Source organism: Nitrospira marina (assembly GCF_059568365.1).
On the sequence record NZ_JCANTH010000001.1, the window covers coordinates 3,661,704 to 3,674,337 of the forward strand.

A 12,634-nucleotide genomic window follows, 5' to 3' on the forward strand; every position below is an offset into this window, starting at 1 on the left:
TAAATCATAGCGCGGCATTCTAATTTATTCCCCATTATTACCAGTCCCATATTTATCCGATGGAACCCAGCGCGAACTTTTCACCCCATTTTCGAACCAATGTTTCCCTGAGATTGCGATGATCAGGCAGCGTCAACCGTGGATCACTTTCCAATATTTCTCCTGCCATTTGTTTCGCTTTTACTAACAACACGGTATCTCGAGCCAAATCCGCCACACGAAAATCCATTTCCCCCCATTGCTTGACCCCTAAGACATGCCCAGGCCCACGAATCTTCAAATCTTCTTCCGCCAGTGCAAAGCCGTCTTCACATTGTGCAAACACCCCGAGGCGTCGCCTCGCGGTAGAAGGGGAAAACGCTTCCCCCTGGGAACGCCTCCCGATCTCATCGAGCGACATTCGACTGGGATCAAGCTTCAAGGGTATCTGCTGGGAATAGTGAGGAATTTTCCCCAGGCCATGAATCAACATACAATACCCTTGAGAAAGACCTCGCCCTACCCGGCCCCGCAATTGATGCAATTGCGCCAATCCAAACCGTTCCGCATGTTCAATGAGCATGACCGTGGCATTGTGAACATCCAACCCGACCTCGACAACAGTAGTGGCCACCAACACATCAATCTCTTTCTTTTTAAACCGGGCCATGACCGCTTGCTTTTCGCGGGACGGCAATCGGCCATGCAGCAAACCGATACGAAATGGAGCACATTCTTCGCGTAATTGTTCGGCAGCCTCAATGGCTGCCTGCAAATCAATTTTTTCTGATGGTTCAACGAGCGGATATACCACATAGGCCTGCCGCCCCGCTTCTAATTCTTTTCGCATCAAACGATGCGCGTCTTTCCGTTGACCGGTCGGGAACAACATCGTCTTTACAGGTTTTTTTCCTGGAGGAAACTGATCAATCACGGACACATCCAAATCCCCATACAGCGTCATCGCTAAGGTCCTGGGGATAGGCGTGGCGGTCATCACCAATACATCGGGATGCCATGGCGCTTTCCCACGAAGCTGCGCGCGCTGCAGCACACCGAATTTGTGTTGCTCATCCACAATCACCAACCCGAGCTTGGCAAAGTGCACATCCGGCTGTAACAACGCGTGTGTACCCACCACCACCTGCACCTGACCGGACTGCATTCCCGCAAGTATTTTCCCGCGCTCGCGTCCTGACTGCCCGCCCTTCAACAAAAGGCACCGGACACCCAGAGCCTCAAATAGGGGGAGCAACGACAGATAATGCTGTTCGCTCAACACTTCCGTGGGGGCCATCAGGGCAGCTTGATATCCGGACCCACAGGCCATCACGATGGCATGAAGAGCCACCACGGTCTTCCCACACCCGACATCTCCTTGCAGCAAGCGGTTCATACTGGTTGGCCGTCCCATATCATGGCTAATTTCCTTGATCACCCGCGCTTGCGCCGAAGTGAGCGAAAAGGGCAACACGGTTTTCAGCCGTTCAACCAACGGGTTGCGAACAACAAATGGGATGCCTTCAATGTCCTGAGTCTGCCCTTGGCGCCGCATGGCGAGTGCTAATTGCAGGAGAAACAATTCTTCAAACGCCAGGCGTTGGTGCTCTGGCGTCGCGTAGGCATTCAAGGCCTCCACCGAACGCTCCTGATTGGGGAAGTGTAAGACGGGTAATGCCTCAAAAAGGGTTGGCACTCCGAGTTGTGTTCGCATTGTTAAGGGCAACATCTCTTGTAACTGATCGGCATGATGGTCAAAAATTGATCGAATAATTCGTCGAATCTGCTTGGAGCTCAACCCATTCGTCTCATGATAGACCGGAACAATCCGGCCCCCACACATGTCCGGCAATTCGTCCTCATCCAACAATTCATACTCCGGCCCGCGCATGGTCATCGGTGAACTTCCAGAAGAATTGGACAGGACTGGACCGGTCAATAACAGAGATACACCAGGCACAAAGGTTTTCTCCAAATAGGGTTGGTTAAAAAACACGCATTCGATAAGACCCGTCTCATCCCTCACCGTCACCGTGACCACGACCAGACGTCTTCGATAGGTGGTTTTCACCCACACTTTCTGCACTCTGCCTTTAATGGTGGCCTTCATGCCTGGGAGGAGGTTCCCGATGGGCAACACTTCCAATCGGTTTTCGTATCGCCAGGGTAAAAACCAGAAAGCATCCTCTAATGTTTGCACGTCTAGTTTTTCCAGCAGGCGGGCCCTCCGGGGTCCCACCCCTTTGGCAAACTGAATGGGAATCTCAGAGAGCGAGGAATGACTTGGCATAATGGTTAAACCAAAAAGCTTATGAAGTCAGAACCCTTCGCCTGACCAAGAAGGACTGAATACATCTAATCCCACTGGGCGCAGATGGCTGAGAGGAAATAAGGGAGAGGGAAATGACGCTTTCATAACACCAATCCGAAGGCTCCGCAGAACCATGTCCTTTTAGAGAAAATCTACTTCGCGCCTCGCAGAGGCTCCAGGAGCTTGGAACGATACCCCTTCGCCGGATGGCTCGGAGCGGTTTCTTTCGGGGTAAATTTATCAATAATGTCATCGAACCGTTGGGCACATCCCTTCACATCATTTGGATCCACTCGGCAAGAGACACAGGCCGCATAACTCAATGCATAAATGCGATTAACATCTCCCGCGTCCGGATAATTTCTTTTGAGAGCGCTTTGTACGTCGGCATCCAACTTTCCTCCAGCCAGGCTAGACATGAGTCCTGATATTTCCGCACCAAATTTCTTGACCTTATGTTGATCCTCTGTTGACAAGTCTTCCGGAAGCGGACAGGTATTGGGTTGAATGACGATCGTATCGACTCTGGGCTGCTGCTGACATCCGAAGAGCATGGTCAGAATGCTCACCATCGCAAGACCCATCATAAACGGATAACGCCGATCCCTTGCAGGAAATTTCAGATTCATCGTGAATCCTCCTTTGTCAAAAACAAACAAGTTAGTGTCACACGTTTAAGAAACTGGCGGATATAATAGGCGTGTTAATTCGGACATTCCAGCTTTGATTCTCCGGATTAAGTGATCGTGACAGTATGTGATACATCTAGCCTGGTTAGGTGTTGGGCCACAAAGACCTGCGGAAAATCTGTGTCTGGATTCCTGAATACAATGGCCGGAGTGGAGAGAAGAATATCTGTGGCTCCGGTTTCTGTCAGGTCTTGGCATTGTAGGATGATAGCCGCCAAATGCCGTCGTGTGAACAACTTACGGATGACGTCATGTTGCGTAACATAACAAGGCGGAATCGCCATCTGCGTCACCGCAATGTTCCAACACCGGCACTTCTGTAACCGCCCCACCACTTGCCCATCTTGCTGTGAATCCTCCGAGGTGAAAGCAGCCATTCGTGTCTCGCGAGGAATTTTCAAGGGATTGCATCTCCCAGAAGGCCACAACGGGTACTCTCCCTGATACTGGTCCTTCTGATGTGATATATGCCCCATCAGGTTCTGATGTCACTGGGATTCTGACGCCTGGAGTAGAGCGGCCCATAATCAAAATGGTTGAACCAAGAACAAGCACAAAGAATGTGTTTAGCATGGGCTTCCTCCCAATAGTGACGCAAGTCCTTCGACTGTCACTTGCACTACTCCACAATGTTGCCTCAACGCATTCTTAGGGAAAAGTTTACTGCAAAGTCTAATGCTTATCTACCGCGCACCATTAAACCACTCCGTGATCGTTATCCTTCTTTCGTAAGAGCGGCTTCCAAGGAACCTCTACGCTCACGTCGAAGAATCACCTTTTCATCGTGGAGGCTTCCCTGAGCACAGAAAATTTTCATTATCGAGCACTTGTGTGTACAATAGCTCCTGTGGTAACAAACAGACTCTAATCGACAATTCTGTCCTTTTTTTATATCAGGGAGAAGACCATGGCCTTTTCATGTGACGTGTGCGGAAAAAACCGCTTAGTGGGAAACAATGTCAGTCACGCGAACAATCGGACAAAACGTGTATTTCGACCCAATCTCCGCACGGTTCGCGCTCTCGTGAAGGGTGCTGCCCAACGCATTAAAGTCTGCACCCGTTGCCTGCGGTCCGGATTGGTCCAAAAAGCCGTCTAGTCGGTTCTCAGGCCGTTCATGCGAGGTGAACGGTATTTCCCATTTGATGTTCTTGTAGCCCTGAATTGTATTCACCAATTCGACTGTCATCATTACTTCATTCCTTTCCAGCCGATATCCCTACTGATTCTTAGGTGGCACTCTGAAATACGCCCATATCTGACAAATCAGCAGGGCTCGCCCCTGGAAACGACCGCTGGTCCCTATTAACGTGGGGCAGACCATTCCACCTTCATTTTTTCCGTCCCGCAGGACAATAGCCCCTTTTTTCGCTCTCGCCTTAATCGGGATTTTTCATCCTCTGAGCTTCCCGCCCTTTGATCTTGGATGGCTGGCCTGGTTGGTGTTGGTTCCGCTCCAAATGATTATTCATGACCTCCCTCCAAGGCGGGCCTTGTATTATGGATGGCTGGCCGGAACCATCGCCTTTGCAGGGACCGTGACATGGGTCATCACAGCCATGCATCAATTTGGTCAAGTGCCGTTCATGGTGAGTGCGTTGTTGATGCTCCTTTTGGCTGCCTATCTTGGCCTATACATGGGCATTTATGGCTGGGGATATGCCAAGTTCCAACACACCTGCCCCAAACTCGTGTGGCTGGGAGCTCCCGCCTTGTGGGTCGCCTTGGAATTTGTGCGAACCCATGCGTTGAGCGGGTTTCCCTGGGCGCTCTTGGGCTATTCTCAATACCAATGGCTCCCGGTTATTCAATTTGCCGACGTGACAGGAGTCTATGGGGTTTCATTTTTAATTGTCATGGGAAATGTTGCTCTGACTTCTCTTCTGTTATGGATCTACGGCAAAAGACGAGGCTTGGCCCTTCCAGGACCATGGGTGTCGGTGACAGGCTTTGGGTGCGCACTGAGTCTCGTCCTCGCCTATGGAACCTGGAGGGTGCAGGAACAGGCCAACCTTGACGCCTCGGCACGCACTTTGTCCATTGGATTGGTCCAAGCCAACATTGATCAAGCCGTCAAATGGAACGAGGCCTACCGGGATGAGACACTTCGACGCTACGCCTCACTCAGCCTCAAAGCGGGGAAAAATACCGACCTGCTCATTTGGCCGGAGGCAGCCACACCCTTTCTCTTCGAGCAGGAACCCGCCTACCAGCAACAGGTCCTTGATATTGCGAAAAACACTCACAACTCGTTGCTATTTGGCAGCCCCACACTTCGATTTCAACAGGACGGCCGTCCTTATTTATACAATAGTGCCTTTCTAGTGACGGCTGAAGGACGAGCCTCAGACCGGTATGACAAACGTCATCTCGTGCCATTTGGGGAATACATCCCCTTGCGATCAATTCTCTTTTTTCTGGATAAGCTCGTGGTAGGGATCGGGGACTTCAAATCGGGTCAGGGAGTCATGACCATGCAAGTCCCAACGCTGCCACCCGGCAGTGGTCCGAGATTCGGGGTGGCTATTTGTTTCGAAGTGATTTTCCCCGATCTGGTTCGCCGGATGGCCCAGGAGGGCGCTAATTTTCTCGTCACGATTACCAATGATGCCTGGTTCGGGGATTCTGCTGCGCCGTATCAACATTTCGGCATGGTCGTTTTTCGTGCCGTGGAAAATCATTTAGGGTTTGCCCGGGCCGCCAACACCGGAATTTCCGGCTTCATTGCCCCGGACGGACACATTCTTTCCCAGACATCAATTTTCTCAGAACAGGCGGTGACGGGATTACTCCCCCTCCGTTCCTCACCACCCACCTTTTACACTCAATTTGGGGATGTCTTTAGTTGGGGTTGTGTTATAATAGCATGTATTTTGTTCACCTGGTGTCGGTTTACCACACCGCTTTCCATCCCCAAGCCACGGTCTTCGCCGATATAGCCACGAGAGGAGTGCTGCCCATGCTCGAAGATATTCGCATTCGAATGGACAAAATCAACGACTACATTCTGGAATTCCGGAGGTATCTTTGACGTTCCTCGGCTAACAACTGAACTGGAAGAACTCGAGCGGGAGACCTCCCAACCGGATTTTTGGAACAATCCCCGTCAGGCTGCCAAAGCCGGACGACGTCAAGCCGAGATCGAACGCCAACTCGCACGCCTTCACCAACTCGACCAGCAACGGGATGACCTTCTCGCCATTCTTGATCTGATTGGCCAACAAGGGGATCCGGAATTAGAAGCCGAGTGGAGCAAGGGCATCAAAGACATTGAGGCCACGTTGGAAGCCTGGCGATTGGAACAATTGTTATCGGGCGAACATGACCAGAATAATGCCATTCTCAGCATTAATCCTGGAGCAGGCGGAACCGAATCCCAGGACTGGGCACAGATGCTCATGCGCATGTATATTCGATGGGCTCAGGAACGGGGGTACAAAGTGGAAACCATCGATCTGCAACCCGGCGATGAAGCCGGCATCAAAAGCGTAACCTTGGCCATTGCGGGGCCATTGGCCTATGGATACCTGCATTCAGAGGCGGGCGTCCACCGGCTGGTTCGCATTTCCCCTTTTGACGCCAACAAGCGTCGGCATACCTCGTTTGCCGCAGTGGGGGTCTATCCGGAATTGGACGACGACATTGACATTGTGATTGATGATAAGGATCTGAAAGTCGATACCTTTCGCGCGGGTGGCGCGGGCGGGCAAAATGTGAACAAGGTGGAAACCGCTATTCGCATGACCCATCTTCCCACGGGAACTGTGGTGCAATGCCAAAATGAACGGTCGCAATTACAAAACCGGATCGGCGCCATGCGAGTGTTAAAAGCGAAGCTGTATGAGCTGGAACAGCAAAAGAAAGATGCTGAATTTCAAAATATTGTTGGAGAAAAGAAGGATATCGCCTGGGGTAGCCAAATTCGTTCCTATGTGTTTCAACCGTATCAAATGGTCAAAGATCACCGGACCAACTATGAGTCAGGCAATGTCGCCGCGGTCATGGATGGAGGGTTGGACGCTTTTATCGAAGCGTATTTAACCAGGAAGGCCTCGAAGGCTTCACATATGCCGGCCAATTAACACGCATCCACATCCGAGACCCGGCCTTCATGATTCATCACCGCCATATTCGTGTTCCATGTGCTGACCAGACAACCATTGAGACATTCACCTTCATGAATCAGTAGAGCCATGTGAGTTATGGAAGAATTAAACGAACAACAACAACAACGGCTGGAAAAACTCCAGGCGCTCCAGGATCAAGGCATCCGTCCCTTTGGCACACGCTTTCCTACCACACACACCCTTGAGGCGATTCTTCAATCGTATACGGCTTCAACCAAAGAAGAGCTTGAAGGCACACCGATATCGTGCACGGTGGCCGGACGCATTGTGGCCATGCGCCGTTTTGGAAAGGCCGCTTTCGCGGCCCTACAGGAGGAAGGCCATCGTCTCCAGGTCTATCTCAAGAAAGATCTGCTTGGGGATCAGTCCTACGAGCTTTCGCAGTCGTTTGATTTAGGGGATTGGATCGGAGTCGAAGGCAAGTTATTTCGCACCAAAACCGACGAACTCACGGTAGAAGTCCATCGCCTCACTTTTCTCACGAAGGGGTTACGTCCTCTTCCGGAAAAATGGCACGGGCTCACCGACATTGAAACCCGGTATCGGCAACGTTATGTGGATTTGATTGCCAATCCATCGGTACACCAGGTATTCCGTACGCGCAGTCGAATCATCAATATCATTCGTTCGTTTCTCACGGAACGAGATTACCTCGAAGTAGAAACGCCGATGATGCATTCCATCCCTGGAGGAGCCACGGCACGCCCGTTTGTGACCCATCACAACACCCTCGACGTCGATTTATACTTGCGCGTGGCACCGGAATTATACCTCAAGCGCCTCATTGTCGGGGGATTCCGGCGCGTCTTTGAAATCAATCGCAATTTCCGCAATGAAGGCATTTCCACCATTCACAATCCTGAATTTACCATGTTGGAATTTTATCAGGCCTATGCGGATTATCATGATCTGATGGACCTGACCGAACAGTTGTTTCACACCTTGAGTCTGGAAGTGTGCGAAGGCCCAACGGTGGCGTACCAGGGCCAAAGCATTTCTCTGGCGCCACCCTGGCGCCGAGTGCCCTATTTGGACTCGATCGTAGAGGTCAACAAGTTGGATCCTGAGATCCTGTCCGACCAGAAGAAAGCCATAGACGCGGCAAAACGGTTAGGTGTTGATTATGTGCCGCAAGCCAGCCATGTCGACATCCTCGTTAACCTTTTTGAAGCTACAGTCGAGCCGACTTTGATTCAACCAACATTCATTACCGATTTCCCCATTGAGATCTCTCCCTTGGCCAGGAAAAAAGAATCCAACCCGGCCCTGACCGACCGATTTGAACTCTTCATTGGTGGACGGGAATTAGCCAATGGATTTTCGGAGTTAAACGACCCATTAGACCAGCGACAACGCTTTGAGGCGCAAGTGGCGTTGCGGGATGCGGGAGACGACGAAGCCCATTATCTGGATGAGGACTTTATTCGAGCCCTTGAATATGGCATGCCTCCCACAGCAGGAGAAGGTATTGGGATTGATCGACTCGTCATGCTACTCACCAATCAGGCCTCGATTCGCGATGTCATTCTTTTTCCCCAACTTCGACCGGATCGGCCTTCGTGACCCTCCCATATGAGATTTTAGTCGGACTGCGGTATCTTCGGGCCAAGCGTCGGCAGCGAACGATTTCGCTGAACACGTTTATCTCCATCACCGGGATCACGCTTGGTGTCGCAGCACTCATTGGCACGCTTGGCATCATGACCGGCTTCAAGGAGGATCTCCAGTCGAAAATCCTTGGTACCACTGCGCATGTGATCGTCCAGGAACGAGGCAGCAATGACATGAAAGGCTATGCGGACCTGATCGATCAAATTGAAGCCGTTCCCGATGTGATAGCCGCTGCCCCGTTTATTTTCAAACAAGTGCTCGTCACTTCCAAAACGGCCGTGCAAGGGATCATCCTCCGGGGCATTCAGCCCTCACAGGAAACACGCGTGACCGATATAGAAGCCAACATGAAATTTGGGGATTTGGCTGACCTGACCCGCCCGTTTGCCCCACCCACATCAACATCTCCTGATTCCGTTCGGGACAACCCCACTCCTGCGCCCTCCAACCCGCCAGGAATTATTTTGGGGAAGGAATTGGCCTTTCGGCTTGGCGTGTTTATTGGCGATACCATCAACGTCGTCTCACCTGTCGGCCCCATGACCTCGTTGACCATGACACCGAAAATTCGGCCCTACACCGTCGTCGGCGTGTTCGAATCCGGCATGTTCGAATATGATTCTTCATTATCGTATATCAGCCTGGAAGAGGCCCAGAAATTTTTTAATCTCGGAGAGACAGTCACCGGGATTCAAGTCAAAGTCAACGACGTATTTTTGGCCCAGCAGATTGCCCAACGATTAGAGGCCACTCTCGGTCACATCTTTATCGCCCGTGATTGGATGCAGCTAAATCGAAATTTGTTTTCGGCATTGAAACTCGAAAAGACCATGATGTTCCTTCTGCTGGTCTTGATCACCCTGGTCGCCTCGTTCAATATCGTGGGGACCTTGACGATGATTGTCAACGAAAAGCAACGGGAAATTGCCATCCTCAAAGCCATGGGCGCCACCCCAGGAGCCATCATGCGGATTTTCATGTTAAACGGGTTGGTCATTGGAATCGTGGGAACGGGCATTGGCGTCCCACTCGGCTATACCTTTTTGTGGCTCATTCAGAACTATTGGACTTTCGACGCCTCCGTCTACTACATATCCCGCATTCCCGTGCACATCCTGCCATTGGATGTGCTGTTAGTAGCCACCTCGGCCATCCTGATCAGTTTTGCTGCCACGTTCTACCCTTCATGGCAAGCAGCGAAGTTAGACCCAGTCAGCGCTCTTCGTTATGAATAACCCAATCGACTCAGAGTTCACGCCCCAGGTGCCATTGGTCTCTATCGACAATCTTTGTCGTTCATTTCAGATGGGCAAGCAAACGGTGCATGTCCTCAACGGCATTTCCATGACTTTGGCTCGAAAGGAAATGGTGTCGATTGTCGGAGCCTCAGGCGCAGGCAAAAGTACCCTGCTCCACATCATGGGAACCTTGGATCGCCCGACAAGTGGAAAAATATTGTTTGAAGGAAAGAATATGTTCCGGGTCAGCGAAACCGCGTTAGCGGGATTTCGGAATCGATCCATCGGATTTGTCTTTCAATTCCATCACCTTCTTCCGGAATTCACCGCGTTGGAAAACACCTATCTTCCAGCGCTCATTCAAAAAATTCCCAAACAGCAGGCCATGGACGCCGCAAAATCTCTTCTATCTGAAGTGGGGCTTTCTCACCGTCTGCACCATAAACCAGGAGAATTATCAGGAGGGGAACAGCAGCGTGTCGCCGTGGCCAGAGCCTTAATCCGGCACCCTGACCTGGTGTTGGCGGATGAACCTACAGGCAATCTGGATACGCATACCGGTGATGAATTATTTGAACTTCTACGAAAACTCAATCATACGCATGGAACAGCCTTCGTGATTGTGACCCACAACGAAAAACTCTCACTGCAAACCGACCGGCTGATTCAACTGCAGGATGGACAAATTATCCAGGATCGCTGTCTGACGGATAGCTCAACCCCAGAGGACAGGTCGTAAGCCTACACCGAACAAAAATGGAGAACTCCATCTTTGTTGACGAAGTTCTCCTTGATGAAGAATGCTGGGAGTGTTCAAAAAGGCTGGTCCATTCCTGCCCTGAGTCATGCCGAAGGGAAGGCTGCAGCTGCTTGGACGAGCGGAGCGTACGGAGGAGTACCTGAGCACGGCCAGACGGCGAGAACGCCGCTGGCGGCATTGTCCATCACTTCCATTAGGGAGAAGCCGTAATACGGTCCTTGATCTCGTCAAATGTGGCTTTAGGAATAATGTTTTTCGCTACAAGTTCGCCACGGAGGCGATAAGGCCGGTTTGAAACCACTTCCTCAGCTACCTCCCGAGTTAACCCCAGCGTCAACACGAGATCACTCACTGGCGCCTTATTAATATTGACTAAATCCTCTCCGATTTTGGGCAGGGTTGGGGGCGTCACAATTTTAGGCACAGGTGGTTTGGACGAAACGATCGGGCTGGAATTCACTGACGGGGCACTTTCGGTCTTGGACATGTCAGGCTTCTCCAAGGACTTCATCGCTCCGGCAGAACTCTCTATGGAAGATTCACGGGTATCTTTTAATTCCTTCTGATAGCGCAACACTGTCTCTTTCAGGGCTTTGTTTTGCGCTTTCACTTTTTGATATTGATCCACGACCACACGCAATTTGGACGTGAGCTGCTCTTTCTCCTGATCCAATTCCCGCTCACGTGTTTCCAATAAAGTGTGCTCATTTTTTCGTCCTTCTTTAATCCGTTGCACCTCGGTGGTCATCGTCTCCAAATCTGTGGAAACTTTTTCGTTCAACCCCTTTAAATTGCGTATTTGTTCTTCAAGGGCTTCCTGGTGCATCCGGCTTTTTTCCAACTCGGCCTTAGCCGATTCCATGTCCGCCACCGATGCCTCATACTTCGACTTCGAAACCATACACCCGGGCAATCCCAATAGAAGCACGACCAAAATAACCAACCACCTGTTCATAATATCCTCCTCGTCCCTGCCAATAGAAAGATTCATCCTTGAAAACTCTTCCTGCTCCTGCCTGGCTCTTTGGGTTTACACCCTTAATTCAGGATTTATGGCATCCTCCCGGTTATGTCAAGCCTAGCGGCGCCCTGGCTTGTGGATTCCAACTACATGCCACTTACAAAACATACCATTGAGGACGGCGGTCTTTGAGCAAATCGTTATAGGGATTGATTCGTTTGTCGCGGGCTTCCGCCATATCCATCTCGGACAGACCAACCTCTTCGTCTTTGAGGGAAGCCCGACACAAAATCTGTCCATTGGGGGCCACAATCTCACTCATGCCAATAAATGGCAATGCGGATTTTTCCCCACGCTGTTCACGACCGACTCGATTGGCTGTTATGGCAAATACCCCGTTTTCCAAGCATCTCGTCACCATGGCATCAGGACAATAGGGCAACACTAAATTGCTGGGGTGGCATAGAATATCGGCGCCCTTAATGGCCAGACTTCTTGCGGCTTCCGGAAAAAACCAATCAAAACAGACGAGAAGTCCCACCTTAACCCTTCCAATATCCCAGACAAGAAATCCCGTATCTCCAGGATCAAACCAGAGGGTTTCCTCAAAAAATAAATGGGTTTTCCGATATCTCCCGATATACCCTTTCGGCCCGATCAGCACGGCTGAATTATATAACCGGTCATGGTCTCGTTCAGCCAACCCGACCACGACGTGCAGGTCACGTCCCTGAACAGCCTTCTCCAGAGCTTTAATAGCGGGACCGGAAGGAATGTCTTCAGCCAGTTCCCGGACTTCGTCTTTAGAAAGAAATTGATATCCCGAGAGAGCAAGTTCGGGAAAAACAACGAGATGCCCTTCAAAGTTATGAATGGCATTCAGGATGGTTTCTAGATTACGTTGAATTTCTCCAAACACCGGAGAAAATTGAAAATACCCTCCACTGATCTTGGACAT

11 protein-coding genes are annotated in these 12,634 nt (G+C 50.8%); 6 read left to right on the forward strand and 5 right to left on the reverse strand.

The window, feature by feature from the left end:
• Positions 1–52: 52 nt before the first annotated feature.
• From recG to LX98_RS15615, 3 genes are all read right to left on the reverse strand, one after another.
• Positions 53–2,269 carry an ATP-dependent DNA helicase RecG gene (recG, locus tag LX98_RS15605; RefSeq protein WP_496429782.1) on the reverse strand — a complete coding sequence of 739 codons (2,217 nt, stop codon included), beginning with the start codon at positions 2,267–2,269 and terminating at the stop codon, positions 53–55.
• Between the two features lie 173 nt (positions 2,270–2,442).
• Positions 2,443–2,919, reverse strand: coding sequence for a hypothetical protein (locus LX98_RS15610; protein WP_496429783.1), 477 nt, complete (start codon positions 2,917–2,919; stop codon positions 2,443–2,445).
• 107 nt (positions 2,920–3,026) lie between these two features.
• Positions 3,027–3,356: a hypothetical protein gene (locus LX98_RS15615; RefSeq protein WP_496429784.1), complete on the reverse strand. Its 330-nt coding sequence runs from the start codon at positions 3,354–3,356 to the stop codon at positions 3,027–3,029.
• 530 nt (positions 3,357–3,886) lie between these two features.
• Between LX98_RS15615 and rpmB the strand changes: the two genes are divergently transcribed.
• The 6 genes from rpmB to LX98_RS15645 all read left to right on the forward strand — a co-directional run bounded on the left by rpmB (position 3,887) and on the right by LX98_RS15645 (position 10,694).
• Positions 3,887–4,078 (forward strand): 50S ribosomal protein L28, encoded by a 192-nt coding sequence (gene rpmB / locus LX98_RS15620; protein ID WP_342347262.1) that lies wholly within the window; start codon positions 3,887–3,889, stop codon positions 4,076–4,078.
• 211 nt (positions 4,079–4,289) lie between these two features.
• A complete protein-coding gene (lnt, locus tag LX98_RS15625; RefSeq protein ID WP_496429785.1) occupies positions 4,290–5,918 on the forward strand; it encodes an apolipoprotein N-acyltransferase in 1,629 nt (542 codons plus the stop codon).
• Positions 5,919–5,938: 20 nt separating this feature from the next.
• Positions 5,939–7,061, forward strand: a protein-coding gene (gene prfB / locus LX98_RS15630) for a peptide chain release factor 2 (RefSeq protein WP_496429786.1) whose coding sequence is annotated in 2 segments (ribosomal slippage) — positions 5,939–6,007 and positions 6,009–7,061 — 1,122 coding nt in all. Because the reading frame shifts where the segments join, the coding sequence is not laid out codon by codon here.
• Positions 7,062–7,181: 120 nt separating this feature from the next.
• Positions 7,182–8,669, forward strand: a complete 1,488-nt coding sequence (gene lysS / locus LX98_RS15635; protein ID WP_496429787.1) for a lysine--tRNA ligase — start codon at positions 7,182–7,184, stop codon at positions 8,667–8,669.
• On the forward strand, positions 8,666–9,952 hold the full coding sequence (locus LX98_RS15640) for an FtsX-like permease family protein (RefSeq protein ID WP_496429788.1): 1,287 nt from the start codon (positions 8,666–8,668) through the stop codon (positions 9,950–9,952). Before lysS ends, LX98_RS15640 begins: the two co-directional genes overlap by 4 nt.
• Positions 9,945–10,694 (forward strand): ATP-binding cassette domain-containing protein, encoded by a 750-nt coding sequence (locus LX98_RS15645; RefSeq protein WP_496429789.1) that lies wholly within the window; start codon positions 9,945–9,947, stop codon positions 10,692–10,694. The genes LX98_RS15640 and LX98_RS15645 overlap by 8 nt, the downstream gene beginning before the upstream one ends.
• A gap of 214 nt (positions 10,695–10,908) precedes the next feature.
• On the opposite strand, the gene LX98_RS15650 is transcribed toward LX98_RS15645, so the two are convergent.
• Together LX98_RS15650 and LX98_RS15655 are read right to left on the reverse strand one after the other, a co-directional pair.
• On the reverse strand, positions 10,909–11,670 hold the full coding sequence (locus LX98_RS15650; protein ID WP_496429790.1) for a helix-hairpin-helix domain-containing protein: 762 nt from the start codon (positions 11,668–11,670) through the stop codon (positions 10,909–10,911).
• Between the two features lie 163 nt (positions 11,671–11,833).
• Entirely contained in the window at positions 11,834–12,634 is an 801-nt protein-coding gene (locus LX98_RS15655) for a nitrilase-related carbon-nitrogen hydrolase (RefSeq protein WP_496429791.1), read from the reverse strand.

Coding starts and splice junctions, on each gene's coding strand:
- recG (WP_496429782.1), bottom strand. CDS start 2,269: ATGCCAAGTCATTCCTCGCTCTCTGAGATTCCCATTCAGTTTGCCAAA.
- LX98_RS15610 (WP_496429783.1), bottom strand. CDS start 2,919: ATGAATCTGAAATTTCCTGCAAGGGATCGGCGTTATCCGTTTATGATG.
- LX98_RS15615 (WP_496429784.1), bottom strand. CDS start 3,356: ATGGCTGCTTTCACCTCGGAGGATTCACAGCAAGATGGGCAAGTGGTG.
- rpmB (WP_342347262.1), top strand. CDS start 3,887: ATGGCCTTTTCATGTGACGTGTGCGGAAAAAACCGCTTAGTGGGAAAC.
- lysS (WP_496429787.1), top strand. CDS start 7,182: ATGGAAGAATTAAACGAACAACAACAACAACGGCTGGAAAAACTCCAG.
- LX98_RS15645 (WP_496429789.1), top strand. CDS start 9,945: ATGAATAACCCAATCGACTCAGAGTTCACGCCCCAGGTGCCATTGGTC.
- LX98_RS15650 (WP_496429790.1), bottom strand. CDS start 11,670: ATGAACAGGTGGTTGGTTATTTTGGTCGTGCTTCTATTGGGATTGCCC.
- LX98_RS15655 (WP_496429791.1), bottom strand. CDS start 12,634: ATGTCCAAGATCAGTGGAGGGTATTTTCAATTTTCTCCGGTGTTTGGA.